The 21007-nt window shown below is 51.4% G+C and carries 18 protein-coding genes; 6 read left to right on the top strand and 12 right to left on the bottom strand.

Features of this window, described 5'->3' with window-relative positions:
- Window positions 1-12: 12 nt before the first annotated feature.
- Both DPO_RS24240 and DPO_RS22550 read right to left on the bottom strand, forming a co-directional pair.
- Window positions 13-570 carry a DUF1850 domain-containing protein gene (locus DPO_RS24240; protein WP_006968698.1) on the bottom strand — a complete coding sequence of 186 codons (558 nt, stop codon included), beginning with the start codon at window positions 568-570 and terminating at the stop codon, window positions 13-15.
- A gap of 20 nt (window positions 571-590) precedes the next feature.
- Entirely contained in the window at window positions 591-1559 is a 969-nt protein-coding gene (locus DPO_RS22550; RefSeq protein ID WP_006968699.1) for a TAXI family TRAP transporter solute-binding subunit, read from the bottom strand.
- Window positions 1560-1842: 283 nt separating this feature from the next.
- Between DPO_RS22550 and DPO_RS22555 the strand changes: the two genes are divergently transcribed.
- The 6 genes from DPO_RS22555 to DPO_RS24245 all read left to right on the top strand — a co-directional run bounded on the left by DPO_RS22555 (window position 1843) and on the right by DPO_RS24245 (window position 10062).
- Window positions 1843-3384 carry an SDR family oxidoreductase gene (locus DPO_RS22555; protein ID WP_006968700.1) on the top strand — a complete coding sequence of 514 codons (1542 nt, stop codon included), beginning with the start codon at window positions 1843-1845 and terminating at the stop codon, window positions 3382-3384.
- A 112-nt stretch (window positions 3385-3496) separates the two neighbouring features.
- The gene (locus DPO_RS22560) at window positions 3497-5074 is read left to right on the top strand and encodes a bifunctional GNAT family N-acetyltransferase/carbon-nitrogen hydrolase family protein (protein ID WP_006968701.1); all 1578 of its coding nucleotides are present in this window, start codon (window positions 3497-3499) and stop codon (window positions 5072-5074) included.
- Between the two features lie 55 nt (window positions 5075-5129).
- Window positions 5130-6680 (top strand): hybrid sensor histidine kinase/response regulator, encoded by a 1551-nt coding sequence (locus tag DPO_RS22565; protein ID WP_083912135.1) that lies wholly within the window; start codon window positions 5130-5132, stop codon window positions 6678-6680.
- On the top strand, window positions 6670-7797 hold the full coding sequence (locus tag DPO_RS22570) for a two-component system sensor histidine kinase NtrB (RefSeq protein ID WP_006968703.1): 1128 nt from the start codon (window positions 6670-6672) through the stop codon (window positions 7795-7797). The genes DPO_RS22565 and DPO_RS22570 overlap by 11 nt, the downstream gene beginning before the upstream one ends.
- Before the next feature lie 139 nt (window positions 7798-7936).
- Entirely contained in the window at window positions 7937-8893 is a 957-nt protein-coding gene (dctP, locus tag DPO_RS22575; RefSeq protein WP_152427795.1) for a TRAP transporter substrate-binding protein DctP, read from the top strand.
- Window positions 8890-10062, top strand: a complete 1173-nt coding sequence (locus DPO_RS24245) for a cache domain-containing protein (protein WP_006968705.1) — start codon at window positions 8890-8892, stop codon at window positions 10060-10062. The genes dctP (DPO_RS22575) and DPO_RS24245 overlap by 4 nt, the downstream gene beginning before the upstream one ends.
- A 71-nt stretch (window positions 10063-10133) precedes the next feature.
- Here DPO_RS24245 and DPO_RS22585 read toward each other — a convergent pair whose 3' ends face one another.
- The 10 genes from DPO_RS22585 to DPO_RS22630 form a co-directional block, all read right to left on the bottom strand.
- The gene (locus tag DPO_RS22585; RefSeq protein ID WP_006968706.1) at window positions 10134-11441 is read right to left on the bottom strand and encodes an NAD(P)/FAD-dependent oxidoreductase; all 1308 of its coding nucleotides are present in this window, start codon (window positions 11439-11441) and stop codon (window positions 10134-10136) included.
- A gap of 95 nt (window positions 11442-11536) precedes the next feature.
- Complete coding sequence (locus DPO_RS22590) at window positions 11537-12838, bottom strand: TRAP transporter large permease (RefSeq protein WP_006968707.1); 1302 nt, start codon at window positions 12836-12838, stop codon at window positions 11537-11539.
- A gap of 55 nt (window positions 12839-12893) precedes the next feature.
- Window positions 12894-13412, bottom strand: coding sequence for a TRAP transporter small permease (locus tag DPO_RS22595; RefSeq protein WP_006968708.1), 519 nt, complete (start codon window positions 13410-13412; stop codon window positions 12894-12896).
- Between the two features lie 86 nt (window positions 13413-13498).
- Window positions 13499-14515, bottom strand: a complete 1017-nt coding sequence (dctP, locus tag DPO_RS22600; RefSeq protein ID WP_006968709.1) for a TRAP transporter substrate-binding protein DctP — start codon at window positions 14513-14515, stop codon at window positions 13499-13501.
- 139 nt (window positions 14516-14654) lie between these two features.
- Window positions 14655-15380, bottom strand: coding sequence for a hypothetical protein (locus DPO_RS24250; RefSeq protein ID WP_006968710.1), 726 nt, complete (start codon window positions 15378-15380; stop codon window positions 14655-14657).
- Window positions 15381-15388: 8 nt separating this feature from the next.
- Window positions 15389-16450 (bottom strand): uroporphyrinogen decarboxylase family protein, encoded by a 1062-nt coding sequence (locus DPO_RS22610; protein WP_006968711.1) that lies wholly within the window; start codon window positions 16448-16450, stop codon window positions 15389-15391.
- Window positions 16447-17088, bottom strand: coding sequence for a cobalamin B12-binding domain-containing protein (locus tag DPO_RS22615; protein ID WP_006968712.1), 642 nt, complete (start codon window positions 17086-17088; stop codon window positions 16447-16449). The genes DPO_RS22610 and DPO_RS22615 overlap by 4 nt, the downstream gene beginning before the upstream one ends.
- A gap of 57 nt (window positions 17089-17145) precedes the next feature.
- Window positions 17146-17532 carry a PAS domain-containing protein gene (locus tag DPO_RS22620; RefSeq protein ID WP_268870655.1) on the bottom strand — a complete coding sequence of 129 codons (387 nt, stop codon included), beginning with the start codon at window positions 17530-17532 and terminating at the stop codon, window positions 17146-17148.
- Window positions 17533-17541: 9 nt separating this feature from the next.
- The gene (locus DPO_RS22625) at window positions 17542-17922 is read right to left on the bottom strand and encodes a hypothetical protein (RefSeq protein ID WP_006968714.1); all 381 of its coding nucleotides are present in this window, start codon (window positions 17920-17922) and stop codon (window positions 17542-17544) included.
- Between the two features lie 292 nt (window positions 17923-18214).
- A complete protein-coding gene (locus DPO_RS22630) occupies window positions 18215-20485 on the bottom strand; it encodes a PAS domain-containing hybrid sensor histidine kinase/response regulator (RefSeq protein WP_407637421.1) in 2271 nt (756 codons plus the stop codon).
- Window positions 20486-21007 lie beyond the last annotated feature (522 nt).

A 21007-nucleotide genomic window follows, 5' to 3' on the forward strand; every position in this document is an offset into this window, starting at 1 on the left:
TTCCTTATGAAATTATGTGGATTCAGGCCATGACCCGGCCCGTCCGGAGCTGAAAAGATATGAAACGGCCTGGTACAGTTTCACGGGCCGGCCGGAAAACCACACCCGCTGATGGGCAAACTGATTGGACAGATTGAACTGTTGCCCGCGCCAGATCAGGGTATGGGCCACCTTCGGACTGCCCACCCGCAACACAAACGTGTTTACAGGATAATGCATGTCCACAATGGCTTCATATTTTCCTTTCTGCACCATTTGGCCTATCCCGGGCATTTTTCCCATGCCGGCCCCGAATTTTTCATACCGTTCTTCTTCAATGAAAATCGTGCCGGACCGGTCCATGCTGTGGTCTTCCCAGATGGGGGTATTTTCAACGGAATGGTAATAATGCAGACAAAACCGTTCCCCGGGCGCCAGGGGCAGCACCAGGATGGGGGTATCTGCATCTGCCGGGGTAACATGCAGGGCCACGCCCGCCGGAATCATCATCAGAGCCCCTGCAATCAAAATAAGAACCAGGCCGAACAGACAGACGGCGGCAGCAATTTTCGGCCTGGTCATGATTTTCATTCCCGCGTATCCTTAGGTTTTCAGGGTGTCAGTTTTTCAGGAATGGAAAACCCTTTTTCCTCCAGAAATTTGATGGTGCCCGGATGCAGCGGGATGGGAGAATAATTGACCGTGTTTTCAGGAACGGTATACGCGGCCGTGGGATGAATTTTTTTCAGATAGTCATTGTTTTCAAACAGCGCTTTGCTCAAATCATATACGAGATTCGTGTCCAGGGATGCCTGGCAGATAATCACATTCCACACCCCGATGGTGGGTACATTTTCATCCACGCCCCGGTAGACACCGCCGGAAAGATCCACCCCGGCATAAGTGGCCTCGGCCGCCAGGATTTTTTGGGTCTGTTCCGGTGTAAACGGCAGAATGGTGATCTCATGGGTGGTGGCCAGATCCAGAATGGAGCTGGTGCCCGGTCCCACACACCAGATCCCCACATCAATGGTGCCGTCTCTGAGGGCATTGGCGCTTTCGGTGAACGACAGCCGGCTGTCTTTGTAGGAGTCCAGGGGGATATCCAAAGCTTTGAGCACGGCTTCAGCCATGAAATTGGTGCCGCTGCCCGGGCTGCCCGTGCTGATGTTTCTGCCCTTGACCTGTTCGATGTTGGTGATCCCGCTTTTTTTCAATGCCACCACCTGGAGCAGGTTGGGATACATGGTAGCCAGAGAGAGCACGTTCTGTTTCTTGTCTTTGAACGCATCCGTGCCGTTATAAGCGGCCATGGCCACATCCCCCATGACCAGACCGATAACGGTCTCTCCTTTGTGGGCCAGTTTGATGTTTTCAACACTGGCGCCCGTGACTTCCGCCACCGCTTTGACCCCGTCTACATGTTTGGACCAGATTTCAGCCACGCCGCCCCCATAAGGGTAATAAATGCCGCCGGTGCCGCCGGTGCCGATTCCCAGAAACGTGGTTTTGGCCACAACCGTTCCGGCAAACATCAGGGTGATGGATAAAATGACAAATAACATCGGTATTTTCTTCATCGGGCATATCTCCTTTTTTAAATTCAGGCATTTTTCGTGAAAATGACACACTTGTCCCATGAAAAGCGAGATGGCGTTAACCCATAGGCAGTCCCTCCTTGTTTGAGAAATTGACGATTTTTTCAACATCGCTGACTCTGGCTATAGCACAATACGTATTCTCATGCCAAGAAGAACTTGATTGACAAAAACCTTTTGCAATTTTGATGCGTTTTACATAAATTGACAACAAGACCACATGGCTGTTTATCAAAAAACCAACCCATTTCATTGAGAATGACGTATGCATGAAAAAACAACCAGACCCGTCCTGGTGACCGGTGCCACCGGATATGTGGCCGGCCGTCTGATCCCGCTGCTTTTATCTTCCGGATACCGGGTCCGGGCCATGGGGCGGTCCATTGAAAAAATGGCGGCCCGGCCCTGGGGCACAGTTCCCGGCATCGAACTGGTGACCGGCGACATCATGGACACCGCTTCTCTGGACAACGCCGTTGCCGGGTGCGGCACCATCTATTATCTGGTCCACTCCATGATCTCCAGAAAAGCAGGCTACCGGGATGCGGATAAAACCGGGGCCGCCAACATGGTGAAAGCCGCCGCAAACCAGGGGGCGGATCACATCATCTATCTGGGCGGCTTAGGGGATATCCATCATCAAAATATCAGCCCACACCTGATATCCAGAAACGAGGTGGGCAAAATACTTCAAACCGGCCCGGTACCCGCCACAGTGCTCAGAGCCGCCATGATCTTAGGTTCCGGCAGTGCCAGTTTCGAGATTCTGCGGTACCTGGCTGAACGACTGCCTGTGATGATCACCCCGAAATGGGTGAGCATGCCCACCCAGCCCATTGCCATCACCAATGTGCTGGAATATCTGAAAGGATGTCTGGAACATCCGGAAACCCGGGGCAAAACCTTTGACATCGGGGGCCCGGACATTGTTTCCTACCGGGATCTGTTCGCCATTTTCGCCAAACAGGCCGGCCTGCCGAAGCCCATGATGATCCCGGTGCCCGTGCTCACCCCCCGGCTGTCTTCCTTATGGATTCATCTGGTGACCCCGGTGCCGGCCGCCATTGCCAGACCCCTGGCTGAAGGGCTGAGCCTGCCCACGGTGTGCACGGAACACCGCATCAGAGACATTATCCCCCAGGATCTGCTCACCTGCGGCCAGGCTATTGAACGGGCCCTGGACCGGGTCCGCCAGGAACAGGTGGACACCTGCTGGGCCGATGCCGGAGACCTGATCTATCCGGAATGGGCCCATTGCGGGGATTCCGGTTATTCCGGGGGCACGATTCTTAAATGCGGGTACCGGGCCATGGTTCAAGGCAGCGCATCAGACCTGTGGCCGGCCGTGGAACAGGTGGGCGGTGAGACCGGATATTATGCGGCTGATCTGCTGTGGAAACTCAGGGGCGTGATGGATGTGTTCTCCGGCGGTGTGGGTCTCCAGCGGGGCCGGCGGTCCCGGCACAATCTGCGGGTGGGGGACGCCCTGGATTTCTGGCGGGTCCTGGAAATGAACGCGCCGCACCGGTTGCTGCTGGTGGCGGAGATGAAACTGCCGGGCCAGGCGTTGCTGGAAATCAAAATCACCCCGGCCGGGGAAAACCGGTGCGAATTGATCCTGCTGTCCCGGTTTCTGCCCAAAGGCATATGGGGCATGGCGTACTGGTATGCCCTGTACCCGTTTCACCAGTATGTGTTTTCCCGGATGCTGACCGGCATGGCAAAGGCGGCCGGAAAATCGTTGTTGACCCCGCCCCGGCGGTTCACTCCCAAAATCACCAACGCCTGTTCTCTGCCCGGAGAATAGATCTGTCCAGGTGATCCGGTTTCAAAAGAAAGTGGCAATTCAGAAGCAATCTTGATATAATACCTGATTCTGACCAGGAACCGGCAATGGATATTATAGTATTGGAGCGGATATGACCGACATTGAACCCACCGACCACAAACTGTCTTTAAGAAATCTGAAAAAAGAGGACTACCCCGATATCCAGCGCATCATGGACCTGGTGTACGCCGGCATGGGCGGGGCCTGGACCCCGGAAGAATTTGCCGTGCTCATTGATCAGTTTCCCGAAGGCCAGATATGCATTGAAGACAAAGGCAAAGTCATTGCCGCGGCCCTGGCCATCATCGTCACTGCCGAAGAATTTGAAAAACAGCGGCACACCTATGAAGACGTGGTGACCGGCGGCAAGATGTCCCGCCATGATCCCGAAGGCGATGCTTTGTACGGGGTGGACATTTTCGTGGACCCGGAGTACCGGGGCCTGCGTCTGGGAAGACGCCTGTACGATGCCAGAAAAGAATTATGCGAAACCCTGAACCTGAAAAGCATCATTTTCGGAGGCCGGATTCCCGGGTACGGCAAATATGCCAAAGAGATGACCCCGGCCCAGTATATCCAAAAGGTGAAAGCCACTGAGATCTATGACCCGGTGCTCACCTTTCAGCTGTCCAATGATTTTCACATCAAAAAAATCTTGAAAAATTACATTCCCGAAGACACCCAGTCCGATGCTTATGGGGTCCTTATGGAATGGAACAACATCTATTATGAAAAAAAACAGATCCTGTTCGGCGGCCGCAAGGCCTATCCCCGCATCGGTGTGGTCCAGTGGCAGATGCGGTCCTTCAACAATCTGGAGGAATTCCTCCACCAGGTGGATTTTTTCGTGGATGCCATGGCCGGGTACAACTCGGATCTGATCGTGTTTCCGGAACTGCTCAATGCGCCGATGCTCAAAAATTTTAATCAGGAAAATCCGGCCGAAGCCATGCGGTCCCTGTCCGAATATACCGACGATATCCGGGCCGCATTCGTGAACCTGGCCATCACCTACAACATCAATATCGTGACCGGGAGCCTGCCCCAGCTCAGGGATGACGATCTGTACAACGTATCGTTTCTGTGCAGACGGGACGGGACCTGGGATTCCCAGGACAAGCTGCACATCACGCCGGACGAGGCCCAGTACTGGGGGTTCAAGGGAGGGCATTCTTTGAAGGCGTTTCAGACCGATATCGGCAAGATCGGCATCCTGGTGTGTTATGACGTGGAATTTCCCGAACTGTCCCGGTACCTGGCGGAAAAAGGCATGACCCTTTTGTGTGTCCCCTACTGGACCGACACCAAAAACGCGTATCTGCGGGTCCGGCGGTGTGCCCAGGCCCGGGCCATTGAAAACGAATGCTACGTGGCCATTTCCGGCAGCGTGGGCAACCTGCCCAAGGTGGAAAATATGGATATCCAGTATGCCCAGTCCGCCGTGTTCACCCCGTCCGATTTTGCGTTTCCCCATGATGCCATTGCGGCCGAAGCCACACCCAACACGGAGATGACTCTGATGGTGGACCTGGACCGGGATCTGTTAAAAGAACTGCGCCAGATCGGCAGTGTCAGAAATCTGAAAAGCCGGCGCAGTGAATTGTATGAAGTGCTGTGGAAACCGGATATGAATATTGAAAAAAATACCGGTCACAAACAGAATTTATGACAGACGAACTTCCCGGGTTTGGCACCCAACTCCCGGATAATAAAGCAACGGACCAATGAAAAATAAAATATCAGATAAAGTACCTGAAAAAACAGACCGTTGTCGGATACTCATGGAACAGTCCAGAGACGGTATTGTCATTCTGGATCAGACAGGACAAGTGATCGAATCCAGTCAGCGGTTTGCCGACATGATCGGCCATCCTCTTGACTCCATGACCCGGCTCAAGGTGTTTGACTGGGAATATCTTTTTTCACCCGAACAAATACTTGAAATGATCAATCAGGTTGATGAAAAAGGAGATCATTTTGAAACCACACACCGGCGAAGAGACGGCAGCACCTATGATGTTGAAATAACAACCAATGCCGCCTGGTTTGATGGACAAAAGCAAATCTTTTGCATCTGTCGGGATATTACTGAACGAAAACAGATCGAGGCTGAGAACGAAAATCTTCAAACCCAACTCATTCAGGCCCAGAAGATGGAATCCGTAGGTCGCCTGGCCGGTGGTGTGGCCCACGATTTCAACAATATGCTGGGAATCATTCTGGGTCGCCTGGAATTTGCCATGGAAAAAGTCCACAAAAATGATTCAGTATATGTTGACTTGAAAGAAATTGAAACTGCGGCAAAGCGATCAGCTGATATCACAAATCAGCTGCTGGCCTTTGCCAGAAAACAACCGGTCTCACCCAGACAGCTGGGTTTGAACGATACGGTAAAAAACATGCTCAATCTGCTGCGTCGCCTCATCGGTGAAGACATTGATCTGATCTGGAAGCCGGGCGGTTCTTTATGGCCTTTAAAAATGGATCCCTCCCAGATCGACCAAATCCTTGCCAATTTATGTGTCAATGCCCGGGATGCCATCACCGGTGTCGGCAGTCTTACCATAGAAACCGGCAAACAGTCTTTTGATGAAAAATTTTGCAGTGAACATCCGGGTTTCATTCCCGGTGATTTTGTGCGGTTGACCATCAGTGATACCGGTTGCGGCATGGACAAAAACACGCTGGACAATATCTTTGAACCTTTTTTCACTACCAAGGGAGTCGGCCGGGGAACCGGTCTGGGACTTTCAACCGTCTACGGCATCGTAAAACAGAATAAAGGATTCATCCATGTCCACAGTGAGCCCGGCCAAGGGACCAGTTTCAACATCTATCTACCCCGATTTAAAGGTCAAAACAAAACTAACATGACGATGACGGGGGAAAAAGCAGCTTCAGGCGGAACAGAAACCATACTGCTTGTGGAAGATGACCCTGCCATTCTCAGAATGACCCGTTCAATGCTGGAACGAAACGGGTATTCAGTGATTTCTGCGGCCACACCCAGACAAGCCCTGACAGCGATGAAAAACCATGCCGGCACCATTGATCTGCTGCTGACCGATGTGATCATGCCGGAGATGAACGGCCAGGACCTGGCAGAAAAAATCACGGCGATTAATCCGGTCATCAAACGGTTGTTCATGTCCGGATATACCGCTGATATCATCACCCATCATACAATTTTGAACGATTCCGCGGCATTTATTCAAAAACCTTTTTCAATGGCTGATCTGGCAGAAAAACTGCGAGGACTGCTGGATGGAAAATAAACAGGAAAAACAGACCCAACAGTTTCTCGAAGCCATTAACAAAACCACTATCGACGGTTTCTGGGCTCTGAACACACAAGGAATCATTGTCGAAGTCAATGATGCATTCTGCCTGATGACCGGATATTCCAGAAAGGAGCTGGTGGGAATGACCATTGGAAATCTGGATACCATCGAATCTTTCGACATCACGGCCGCCCGGATTGAACGAATTGTCACCAATGGATCAGAATCGTTTGAAACCCGGCATCGCCGAAAGGACGGGACCACCTTTCCCATAGAAATTTCCGCCACCTGGATGACCTCGAACGGCGGACGACTGATTTGCTTCGGCCCGGATATCACGGAACGCAAACAAACTGAAAACCGGATTCGCCATCTTCAGAAATCAGAAAGCCTGGACCGCATGGCTGGTGCTATGGCCCATCATTACAACAATCTGTTGACTTCTGTAATGGGAAACCTGGAAATGGCCATGGAAGCACTGCCTAAAAACAGCCGAATCACCTCGAATCTGAAAGGGGCCATGCAGGCGGCGGAACGCATTTCAAAACTGGGAACCACCATGCGGATCTATCTGGGACAGACACATCCATCCCAAAAACGGCTGAATCTGTCAGAAACCTGCCGAAATGCTGTTTCAACACATCTGCCGGATTTCCCATCATGGATCTTACTGGAAACAAATTTCTTTGAACCAGGCCCAATGATCCGGGCGAACACGGACGAAATCGGACAGCTTCTGAAAATTCTGCTCAACAATGCCAGGGAAGCTATTGGGGATCAACCCGGAACCATATATGTCAGCACCTGTGAGGTGCTTGCCGGAAAAATTACTGGGACCTTGCGTCTCCCAGTGGATTTTCGACCTGAGGGTTCCGATTTTGCCTGTATCCGGATTCAGGACACCGGCCCGGGTATTCCGGAGAAGAATCTTGAAAAAATATTCGATCCTTTCTATTCTACTAAATTTGTCGGCCGGGGACTGGGACTGCCCATTGCCCTGGGTACCATAAAATCTTTGGGCGGCTGCATCACAGTGACGGCAGATGCGGGAAGCGGCCCGGTTTTCCAAATTTTTATACCGATTTCAGACAAACCTGTTCAAGGAGACTGATTCATTGAAAGATATCAGGAAAATGGGCGATTTCATATCCAGTAGATTTTTTGCTATTTTGACTCAAATATCAGCCCTGACTTATTTTGCAGTTATCCTGTTCCTGTTAACATCACTTCTATCGGGATCCAAAGACCTGATGGCCGCTCCAAAACTGCTGCCGATAATGCGAATTTCCGTGGAAAACACGGCATCCCATTTTCAGACCCGGGCTGTGGAACGGTTTGCACAGCAACTGAAAACCGCCCTGGACAAACGGATCGATGTCCAGTTTTTTTCTAATGCCCGGTTGTTCAGAGATGCGGATGTGATCCGGGCTTTGGGCCAGGGAAAAATTGAAATGGCGGTTCCCGGCACCTGGCACGTCACCCGGTACGTACCGGATGTCGGGGTGTTTCAGCTGCCGGTATTTTACGGCAGAAGCGCCCAGGACATCTACAGCATCCTGGACAGCCCCCTGGGAAAAAATCTCAACGCCCGCATCGAAAAAACCCTGAATTTCAAAGTGATCGGCGGATGGATCGATCTGGGGTATGCCCATCTGTTCGGCATCCGGCAGCAGATCCGGCAGCATGAAGACATAGAAGGGCTGAAGGTCCGGGTGGCCGGCGGTCTTGCCAATAAACTGAGAATCCAGGGGCTGGGCGGCGATCCCATGATCATTCCCTGGCCGGATCTGCCGGATCACATTTACCGGGGCCGGGTCGATGCTGTACTCACCACCTATGAAACCATTAAAAGCGCTCAAATGTGGGACATGGGTGTGACATCCGTGTTCGAGGACCGCCAGTATTTTCCCCAGTATGTCCCGCTGATACGCAACTCCTTCTGGAAAAGGCTGCCTGAAGACATTCAGCAGATTATCATGGACCTCTGGGAAAACAACATTGACGATTCCCGGAATCTGGCAGCCGATTCCCAGCACCAGGCCAAAGACCGGTTGCTGGAAGAAAAAGTGATGGTGTCCAAGCCTTTGCCAAAACAGATGGATGCCTGGCGGAACCGGCTGATCCCTCTCCAGGACGGGTTTGTCAAACAGCTGGGAATTGATCCGGACCTGGTCCGCCAGGTCACCCGGGAGCTGGAAAGACAATGACGAACAGGCAGGCTGCTTTTTTCCGGGACCGCATGTTCATGCCGATTATCGTGATGACCTGTGCAATTGCCGCCGGGTTTCTGGCATTGAGTGCGGCATCGATTCTGAGGAACAGGGCCCAGCATCTCAACGAAGGGATGATCAAATCCAGGACCCAGGCTCAGGTCCTGGGGGAAAGCATTTCCGGCATGCTGTACACGGTGGATTACGCCCTGCTGGCTGCCGCCTCAATGATCAAAAACCAGAACAATCCCATCGAGGAGGGTTTCAGCCCGGAAACATCGGCGTTCATCAAAGAAGAGTTCACTTTTCTGCCGCGGGTCCGGGACATTGTGTTCACCCATGCCGACGGAAACAGAGAATGGCGTGTCCTGGAATCTGATCTGCCTGTCACGCTGACCTCTTTTGAAAAATTTCAGTTTGCCTGGCTGGAATCTGCGGTGGAACCTCAATTTTTCGAGAACACCCAGGCTCTGATTCTGTTGAGCCGCCGGGTGGAAAACCGGCAAAACCAATTTATCGGTGTTCTCACCGCCATCATGGACACTTCGTTTTTTTTCAACAGATATGATGACTATCTGCACATAGATGCCCAAGGCATCGCGCTTTTTGATGCACAGGGCCGGCTTCTGGCCGGGGACCGCATACATCAGGATGACACCCGAATGGTTTCAACCTATCAGTTACGCAATTTCCCGTTTCACGTGGCGGTCATGCATGACAAAAAAAACCTGCTCAATAAATGGCGGCAGGAAACCACACGGGACGTCGCCCTGATCAGTGCCACATTCATCACCGCCCTGATCACCCTGATGCTGGCTTTGCGACAGCGGAAACTGCGCAGAAAAGCGGAACATCGCCTCATGGAACACCACCAGAGCCTGGAAGAAACCATTCGCCTGCGCACCAACGAATTGCAGGCTGCCAACACCGGTCTGAAGGGAAAAAACCGGGATCTTGAAGCCGCCATGAAGGAAATCAAAACCTTAAGCGGACTTTTACCCATCTGCATGCACTGCAAAAAAATCCGGGACGACCAAGGGTATTGGAAACAGATGGAAACCTATATCCACGAGCATTCCGATGCGCAATTCAGCCACAGCATCTGCCGGGAATGTGCGGAAAAATTCTACCCGGATCTGGATATTTATGAAGATGAAGAGGATTGATACACGAAGAGATCACGAAGAATTTGATTCTTCGTGATCTCTTCGTGTGCTTCATGGTTTTATACCGGCATTTATCCGATCACGGAAAAACTGGAATCCGGATTGATTTTGCGCAACCGGGAATAAAACCCGATGTTGCAGGGCCGTTTGGTGTATTTCATGGTAAAATGCACGGGGTCTTTGTCATGATCCCGGCCGTTTTCCACTTCCTGCACCAGTTGGGCCATGAGCGCGCCTGCTACAGGGGCGTTCTTGAACTGGTTTCCGCTGGTGCCCACGGCCATGTAGAATCCGTTGAGGCTGGACCGGTCATAGATGGGGATCCAGTCGTCGGTGCAGTCGTACAGGTCCACGATGCCGCTGGGTTTGTTGGGAATGCGCATGTCCGGAATCCGCTGGGCCTCTCTCATCACCTGGGTGGTCCACTGTTCCGTGAAGTCGGTGTTGTAATTGTCCGGATCATCGATGTATTCCAGGGTATCGCATTCCGGATCTTCTGACCCGATCAGGATGTTGTTGCCCACTTCCGGTCTGGAATAGCATCCCACATCCCCGTCCGAGATAATGGTGCCCAAATGGTTGTAGTCAAATCCTTCCGGGGCCGGCACATGACAGACCTCCTGGCGCAGGGCTCTTGTCTTGATGTTCATCTCGTCTTCCACACCGGCCATGCGGTTGATCTGGAACGAGTGCGGTCCGGCCACGTTGATCACCACGGGGGCATCGATCTGTGTGCCGTCCGCCAGCGTAATGCCCTGGACCTGGTTGTCTTTTTTCCGGATTTCGGCCACCCTTGCATTGAACAGAAATTTCCCGCCCCTGGCTTCTGCAGCCCGCTGCACGTTGTGGGTGGACTGTTTGGGATCGGAAATCAACCCGGATTCAGGAATATACAGGGCGCCTGCAATGGCATCCCGGGTGGGGGTGCCGAAACGCGCATCACTGGGCAGCGCAGGAGGACCGAATCCCCGGGTGTCCAGGATGGGAAGCAGTTCCGTGATCTCTTTGGGGCCGAAATCCCAGTAAGGCACACTCAGTTCATCCAGGGCGGCCCTGACCTTTTCCAGGTTGTGGTTTTTTTCGGTTTTCATGACCATGCACCCGGTGTTGATGTATTTCACCAGCCCGGTTTCATCCACCGTGCCCAGGTATTTGGCCCAATCCACCCAGTAGAAATAGCCTTCTCTGGCCATGGCCACCCCGTCCGGGGTGGAGTAATGCAGCCGGATAATGGCGCATGATCCTGAGGTGGAGCCATGGCCCGCTTCCGGCAGTTTGTCCACATTGAGCACCTTCAGGCCTTTTTTGGCCAGCTCGAATCCGGTGCAGGCGCCGATGATGCCGGCGCCGATGACAATGGCATCATATTTGTTTTCCATTGATAATCATCCTTACGATATCTTTGTTGCGTTAATAAAAACCGGGCACACTTCCGGCCCGGTTTCCGTTGAATTATTCCTTTGATTCAAATTTCTTATTTAATAAACCCCAATGCTTTGGGAATGAACAGGCACAGGTCCGGCCAGTAGGTGGTGATCAGCAGCACCGGCACCATCCCGGCAATCATCAGCACCAGGGCCGGCTTGATATATTCTTCCGCTGAACTGTTACCGATCCGGCCCGCCAGAAACAGCATCGGTGCCGTGGGCGGTGTGACCGTGCCCAGCCCCAGATTCACCCCGGTGATGGCGGCAAAATGATAGGGATCCACGCCGGCAGCTGAGGCAATGGGCCATAACAGGCCTGCGGACAGGACCGTGCCGGACAGATCATTCATCATCATACCCAGGAGCAGCAAAATTATGTTGAGCATGAACAGGGTCACGGCCTGGTTCGGGGAGTTGGCCACCACCCAGGCCCCCAGCTCATCCGTGATCCCTTCCAGAATCAAAATCTTGCTGGTGGTTTCCGTGAAATAGAACATCAGGGTCACGGCCCCGCTGATGACCGCTGTGCTGATGGCGGCGATCTTGATCTCCTGCCAGGTCAGCGCCCGGTAATAGAATCCCAACGCCAGCACATAAAACACCCCGATCAACGCCACTTCCGTGGGCGTGATCAACCCTGAATACAAGGAGCCGAAAATAAAAAACGGCAGCAGCAGCACCGGGATACAGTGAATCCCGGCTTTGGTGATATGCGTCATCTGTTCGCCGAATGAATCAAATTTTTCTTCCGGCACAATGGGCATTTTCCGCACGGCCCAGGCATTGAGAAAGCAGTACATGATCACAATAAGAATGGCCGGCCCCAGGGTGGCGAACCACACCCCTAAAATAGAAGATCCCGTGATAATGGCGTAAAAAATCATGGGTACGCTGGGGGGCACCAGCTGGCCTAAAATACCGGAACATGCCACCAGAGCTGTGGCATGGCCCCGGTGATACCCTTTGGCCACCAGGCGCGGAATCATGACCGTGCCGATGCAGGCGATGGCGGCCGAATCCGTGCCGGAAATAGAACTGAACAACGCCGTGGTCACCACGGTGACGGCGCCCAGGGCACTGCGGAACCGGGTCATCAGCAGATTCACAAAGTCAATGAGCCGCTTGGCAAGGCCCGTGGCATCCAAAAGCGTACCGAACAGGATGAACAACGGCACGGCAAACAATATGACCGAATCCACTTTTTTGTAAGTGACTTCAATGAGATACCCGGCATCCTGCCCGAAAAAATACAGCAGCATGACCGTGAGCACCCCGAAAGCCATGGCCACGGGCACACCTATGACAATGAGCACCAGGCAGACGGCAAAACCGATCAGAACAAATTCCATGGGATTCCTCTATATTCGATATTCTGAAGCAGGACGGGTCTGTTTTTCAAACCGGTCATGCATTGTTTTTAAAATCATTCCAGCAGTCCACTGCTTCCCACAGAAAATAGATCACCATGAGAATGCCGCCCACAAAAAAAGAAGACTGGAAAATCACCTTGGGCACAGGATAGGCCTGGGTGACTTCTCCCACGGACACGCTGTAGACGCACAAATCCCAGCTCCATTTGGTGAAGATCATGGACATGCCCGCAGAAACCAGGGCGCTCACCAGCCGGCACATGTTTCTGACCCGGGGGGATTTGGCAAATACGTTCACAAATTCCGCCTTGATATGGGTGCGGTCATAGGAAGCCAGGGCCGCGCCGATGGCATAGAGCCACACGGAAGCAAATCCGATGAAATCCGAGAGCCCGAAAATGGACTGTTTCAGAAAAAACCGGACCAGCAGCTCAAACAGCATGGCCACCACCAGTACCAAAAACAGATAAAACAGAAAAAACCGCTGAATCTTAACCAGGATCAGTCCGGCCCGGTGAATGGGATTTGAGGCGTTCATGGTATCATGTGTCATTTTTGGATCTCATACAGGTGCCGTTAAAAAAACGCTGCCGCCCGAAAACCAGTTGCGGGCGGCAGCACAAAATTAATCATACCGGACTATTGGTTGACTTCTTCCAGCAGTTTTTCGATATTTTCCTTGCCGACGATCTCTTCATAGCTGTCCCAGCATTCCAGGCAGTTTTCTTTCCATGCCGCCATTTCCTCGTCCGTGGGAACCACAATCTGCCAACCGGCCTCGACCAGCTTGGCCTGGTTGTCCAGTTCTTCTTTTTCCACCAGATCCAGATGTTTGTCGATGACTTTTTCCACTTCCTCGGTAATGATGGTCTGATAGGCTTCCGGCAGTTTCTGCCATTTGTCCAGGTTGAATGTGACATGCCAGGTTTCCGGACTGTCATAGGTCACGACCATGACTTTGGCCACATCCCGGAACAGGTCATACATGTACACGGCCCCGGAACCCACCCAGCCGTCCACCAGGCCCGTGGCCACGGCGGTCGGGGCTTCGGCCCAGGGAATGGTTACCGGAGAGAACCCCATTTTATCCACAAAGCAGCGATAAGTATCAATGGGCGGCACCCGGATTTTCAAACCCTTGGCATCGGCTTCATTGGTGACCACTTTGTCCTGCATGCCCAAACTGGCCAGGTTGTTCAGCCAGGGACCTAAATAATACAGGCCTTTTTCTTCAGCCCATTTTTCGCCCAGTTCCGTGATAATACCGCCTTTGCTGAACACTTTTCTGACCTGGTCCCAGTTGGATACCATGAACGGCAGGGTGAAAAAGTTCCACCGGGCATCCAGGCCGGTGTCAAATGCATTGAACTGCATATCCACGGCCCCGCGTTTGGTCATGCGCTCCAGCTCGGTCCAGTCCCCGATCTCAGGGCCGAAAATCTTGAAAGTCACTTTGCCCTCGGTCCGCTCAGTGACATTGGCGGCAAATTCTTCGATCAGCTGATGGGTCAGGCTGGTCTTGGGCATCATGGCCTGGGACACCTTCAGGTTCAATTCAGGCAGGTCTGCGGCAAAAGCGGTCTGCGCGAAAACGGCAGACCCGGCAAAAGCCAGCATGCACAACACAGCAATACTGCGGCGAATCATTTTTTTCATCGTTTGAATCTCCTTCACAAATTTTAAATGTCAACGCAGGCGAATTTCACCTGCCTGTCAACCCCAATCCGCTTATACTAGAATAGGAAAACAGGGTATGTCAAGGAAAATTTATTTGTCACACCGGATATGATGCAGGTTATTCCTTGGTTTTTGGCATATAATCGGCATAATGCAATTGCAGACAATCCTGGCAGATGCCGTGGCTGAATTTCGCATCCGAGTGCTGCGAGATATAAGCTTCCACCTGGTTCCAGTATCCCTTGTCATCCCGGATTTTTTTGCAGTGGCTGCAGATGGGGATCAATCCGCTCAGGGTCTTGACCTCGGACAGTGCTTTTTCCAGTTTTTCTTTTTCTGTTCTCAGCTGATCTTCAGCATCCCGGATGAACTGATACCGCTTGGCATTTTCAATGGCCAGGCCGCAGACCTCGGTGATGGAAAGACTTAAGCTTAAATACCGTTCCTTTTCATCAGGAAACTGGACATCATCGATTTCAAGAACTCCCAGATCCGTTTTATTATAACGGATCATTATTTGAAATCCATTGCCCGAATCCGTCCAGGCATATCTGCGGCTGAAACCGGACAACCGGGCTTGAATGGCGGGCACGGCATCTTTCAACGGCGACAGAAAATAGACCCGGCCCACCTGCCGGTCATGGTTCAGGGCCGCATAAAACAAAGTCTGGGGCGAAAAAAGCAAGTCAAACACCTGAAGGATATTGTCTATGACCTCTTTTTCCGTGGCAGCATGGGCGATTCGGGTGAGCAGATCAAAAGCCATGGCATATTGGGAAATCAGCTGCCGGGCCGCGTGCAGTTCTTTTTCCGTCCCTGGGGCGGGATTCGTATCTTCGGGCATCTCAGGTATCACTCCTTGCCGGATACATCCGTGGGCAACGGGTATTTTCCCCATCGATGAACCGAATCGGAAATGGCCATGAGCACCTCATCCGGCACCTGAAACGGAATTTCCCCATGGTTGTCGGACAGGATAAACCCGCCGCCGGCACCGGCTTTTGCAATGAGATCTTTGACATGGTTTTCTGCCTGTTCAACAGACCATCGCCGCATTTCAATGCCGTTCAGATTGCCCATCACGGTCAGTTTATTTTTGCAGGCCGCTTTAACGGCCCGGATATCCTCCAGGCAGCTGACCCCGACTGCGGCGGTGCCGGTGTCCGCGATATCCTGGAGAATTGGCAGACACCGGCCCGAGGCCATGTGGGTGGCGGTGGGCCCGTTGATCTGTGCCAGGGTCTGACAAGCGACCTCAAACCCGGTTTTCAAATACATCTTTCGGGTGGTGATGGTGGTGGAGGACACGGGATCAAAATAGCAGATGGCCGTGGCACCGGCTGCCAGCTGGGCATTGGCCCACTGGACACAGAATGCCTGATTGATTTTCATCAGGTGTGAAAACAGGTCCGGCTGCTCAAACATCAGATCCAGATACCGGTCAAATCCCATCTGCATGACCGGCAGGGAAAACGGGGACATCACCACCCCGATAATGGGCACCTGATCCCGGACACGGTCCCTGAGTCCCCGGGTGGCGGCCAGGACCCGGGCCAGGCACGGGGTGTTTTCAACATCCGGCACGGTCAGGTTTCTGATGTCCTGATGGGTTTTGATCACCGGTTCTCCGGAATTGGGAGGGCCGTCATCCACAAACATTACCTCGCCGCCGAATGCCTCGATTTCCACGGGCGCATAAAAAAAACTGTACAGGCAGTCATGCCGGTATTTTGCCAGCAGCCGCATCTGTCCTTCCACCACATGTTCAGGCGTTGAAAAATAAGTCTTGATGGACAGTCCCAGTTCTTTTGCCCCGTGCAGAGTCAGCAAAAGAAAAAACGGCACCCGGTCCGGCTCCCGGTGTCCCAGGGTGGTCAAAACCCGCTGCATGGATGTCGTCGATACCGGACTCATCTTTTTTCCTCCATCATTTTTTCAATGGCGGGAACGACATCTGACGCGTTTTCGCACATGACGTCCGCGCCCACCGCCTGCCACAACTGATCATCGAACCGGAACGGGGCCCCGCCCACAATCAGTGTCACATCACACTCCCGATCCATCAGCTTCTGCCGGACCGATTTGATTTTCAGGGCCGAAGGCAGCATCAGCACGGAGATCAGCAGCACTTTCACCCGGTCTGCCTGTACCCGGGCCACAAGATCATCCACACCCACCACCCCATAATCCAGCAGATCGAATCCACCGGACCGCAGCACTGCATATACCATCACCTTTCCCAATGCATGGTGGTCCTCCAGAATGCAAATGGCCATTCTGGGCTGATTTTTTCTGGAAGGATCTGCCGGCGGCAGCATCTCGTCAATGAGTTCTTCACAGATCCGGCCGGCCATGTACACTTGGGACAGGGCCAGAGGTCCGTCCTGCCAACCGGCACCCAACTGTTCCAGAACCGGCAGAACCACCTTTTCAACAAATCGTATGGGCCGCATATCCCGGCCCCTTTGTTCCATCACCTGTCTGGCCGCCAGCCGGTCCACATCCAGAAGCGCGCGTTCAAACGCATTCAGCATTTTATCTCTGTCATCCATCCTGTTTTCTCCATCCAGCTCGTTTTTTTCTGTCTATTCGTTAGCGGCACCCCTGTTTCAAGCGATCTCAACCAGCTCATCCGCCCCGTCCAGAACCCGGCGGACCATTTTCCGGGTATCCAGTTTATCCGGTCTGTGAACGGCAATCAAGATAATTATTGCCGGCCATACACAGGCAGACGGCTGCCAGACCAGATCGGTGTCTTCTCCGATGAGCCGGGACCGGTCCGGATCAATACTTCCGTTGGTTTCAGCCCTGATCTCCTCTTCGACGATATTCAGGATTTCCTGAAAAGAATCCGGAGGAAGGATATGTTCCACCAAAAACTGTGACGCCTCTTCAACACTGAAACCCGTGAGACGCTTTATGGACGGGCTGACATAGGCAAACTTAAAATTCATGCCCATTAATGTGATCACATCCGACATGTTTTCCGCTATCAACCGATCTTTTCACTGAACTATCATTTGATTCAAGACATCACACAGGTCATCATACCGGTCATCCATTACCGCCACATACCTGGGGAAAAACCGGTGAACCATGGCTGTACATTCATCTGTCTTTTCATCGGGCAGCACCATCACAATTTTCCGGTGCTCAAAAAGCTGTTTTTCCCTGTACAGGTCATCGAGAGACTGTTTGGTGTCAACCCAAAAAACCACAATGGAGGTATCCATGCATGGCCTGACCCGGCGGATGAAGGTGACACAGGCATCAAGGCTCTGGCACACCTGAATCCGGGTGCCGGGCAACCGCTGCTGGATCCGCTGCAAAAAAAGCCTTCCTCTGGGTCCTGATTCCCGGTCAACAAACAGGATGATTTTCTTCATGGGCGTTTCCTGATTTTTACTTTTACAGAGGTGTTTAATAAAACCGCACAAGTTGGTACACCATGAATATCTCAAGTTTTGTGCCAACTTGTGATACATACTGAATCAATATAAATTCCAGAAAGTTATGAAAATTTATATCTGAAAATGATTTGTCACACAATTACGACACACGGACACGGGATCCAGAATATTCCCTGTGGGACATACTTATTTAACGGAATTTTTTAAAAAATAAAGGCGGGTCGCAAAAATGTGACAATCGTATAAATGTGACAGATTCGGATAGGATTTATCCCGATTTTGAATCCAATACCTCCCGGATCTTGCGGGCAAGATCCATCAGTCCCACCGGTTTCATGAGCAGTCCCCGGATACCCATGGCAGCGGCTTTTTCCCGGTTGATGCTTTCACTGAATCCAGTGCACACAATGACAGGAAGCGCCGGTTTGACGGCGATCATTTTTTCAGCAAGATGTGCGCCGGTCAAGTTCGGCATGTGCATATCTGTGATGACCAGATCGAACTGGGATGGATCCATTTCAAAAGCGGCCAGGGCATCCACGCTGTTTGAAAAGCAGGTGGTGCGGTATCCCAGTCGTTCAAGCATCTGTTTTTCAAGCTGGACAATGGGCTTTTCATCATCCACCAGCAAAATATGTTCCGTGCCCGTGGGAAGCGGTTGCGGCTGTTTTTCAATATCCTTGGCTTCCGATGTTTCCAGCACCGGCAGACAGACATGAAAACAGGCGCCTTTGCCTGGCTCACTGTCAACCCGGATATCTCCCCCATACGCTTTGACAATGCCGTATACCGTTGCCAGGCCGAGCCCGGTTCCCCGTCCTTTTCCCTTGGTTGTAAAGTAGGGATCAAAGATTTTGTTCATGATGGCGGGATCGATGCCCGTGCCGGTGTCAGACACCGACAGCATGGCATAGGTACCTGATGCCAGATGATCAGCCGTGGTATCTTTTTGATGGTATAAGATCTCTTTGAGTTGTATCGATATGGTACCCCCGGTCGGTTCAACCGCATGAAAGGCATTGGTGATCAGGTTCATGGCGATCTGGTGGATCTGGGTCGGGTCTGCCATGACCGGCCGGCAGTCAATTTGAATATCCTGAGTAATAGGGATTTCCGCTGGAATGGTGGTGCGGCAGAGTTTAAAAACCTCCTTGAGTATTGTCTGGATATGAACCGGTATGCGCTGATACTCAGATTGCCGGCTGAAAGAAAGGATCTGATGCACCAGTGCTCTGCCTCTTTTTCCGGCCTCGAATATCTGCTGAGCATCACTATGTTCCGGGCTCCCGGGAGGAAAATCATCCAGCATCATTTCCGACAGCCCTACAATGGGGAACAACAGGTTGTTGAAGTCATGGGCAATGCCCCCGGCCAGAGAACCGATGGATTCCAGTTTCTGTGCCTGAGTGAGTTGGGCTTGTATTTTCTCTCGCTCCGCTGCGGCCTGTATACGTTCTGTAATGTTGACCACGCTTCCAAGAAAATAGGTCGGGTTTCCCAAAGCATCTCTTATCAAATTGGCATCAAGTATGGCGTGAACGGTTTGTCCGTTTTTGTGAATAAATTTCTTCTCCATGCTGTAATGATCGATTTCACCGGAAGCCAGCTTGGCTTGGTTTTGAAAATTTTCATCGATTACATCAGGATGGGTTATTTCTTTCAAATGCCTTCCAATGAGATCGTTTTCCTTGTATCCCAACATATCATGATATGCTTTATTGGCACTTATTATGTGTAAATCAAGGGAAACATGGACCAATCCGACGGCCGTATGGTCGTATACTGATCGGAATCTTGCTTCACTTTCCCGCAGGGCTTCTTCTGCCTGCTTGCGCTCGGTGATATCCCGGCATATACAGAAAATTAGTTTTTGTTCATCGAACCAGGCAGCATTGGTGCTGATTGCAACGTCATAAACGCTGCCATCTCTGCGCCGGTGTCTGGTTTCGAAATGGTCCCCCTTTTCATCAACACTGTTGATCATTTCGATTAAACGGTCAGGTGGATAAAGAAACTCCCAGTCAGACACCTTAAGCCGGTTCATTGATTCAAATGGATAGTTGAGCATATCAGCGAATCGCCGGTTGGATTCGACCACCTGTCCTGTCTGGTCAAGGATAACAATCCCATCCCGGGACTGTTCCATGAGGAGATGCCGGCGAGTGGCTTCTTTGACCAGTTTTTCCTCCGCAAATTTTCGCTCGGTGATATCTCTTGAACTGAAAAGTATCTCCTTTGGGTTGCCTTTGTCATCCCTGATGAATCGGCCAACAGTTTCTAACCAGATATATGTACCGTCAGCACACCGATATCGGTATTCAACTTTTTGGTTATCATCAAATCTGGATAAGAGGTCACTGAACCTGAGTGATATTTCGGGCAGATCTTTCGGGTGAACCAATTCCAGGACATTTTTTCCGATCAGGGAATCAAGATCATAATTCAGGATTTTGCAGGAAGCACTAAGAAATATGAAATTGCCTTTCATATCAGTCACAGAAACAAGGTCGAACATATTATCAGTGATATTCTGTGTCAAATGTCAATTACTTTGTCCGGTCCGCGTCAATTATCTTGGCCGGTTTTCCCATATTGATAACTGAATTTTGAATGAATAAATTCCGATCTGTTTTTGTTGCAATTTTTATCTTTCATGATCATGCCAATCTCCTTCATTGTAATTGACGTTTTTTCTCGATAGTTGATTGACGAACGACAATTATTATTTGCTTGTACGACAATTAAAAATTCCTGTTTGGAACTACAACCCAAAACGATTAATCAATCCTTCTGATCCTCACAATATTTAAAACCTGCCTTTTTCAAAATATCTTCCAAAATGATTCCGGGTTCTCCTTTTGCCTTTAATTGGTCGAGCATCCACCTTTGGATACGAACATTCACATGAACCCGCTTGAGATGCGGGGGTAATTTTGTTTGGTTTTCCTCTATATCCTCCACGGTTACTCTGCATTTCATTCCCTCATATTGATTTAGGCAAGCTCTAAAAGGCTTGTCAATAGGACACTATAGAAAAGTGTGTTACGCTTTACAAAAAAAA

Origin of the sequence: Desulfotignum phosphitoxidans DSM 13687 (assembly GCF_000350545.1) — a bacterium.
In the GTDB taxonomy this organism is placed as follows: Bacteria; Desulfobacterota; Desulfobacteria; order Desulfobacterales; family Desulfobacteraceae; genus Desulfotignum; species Desulfotignum phosphitoxidans.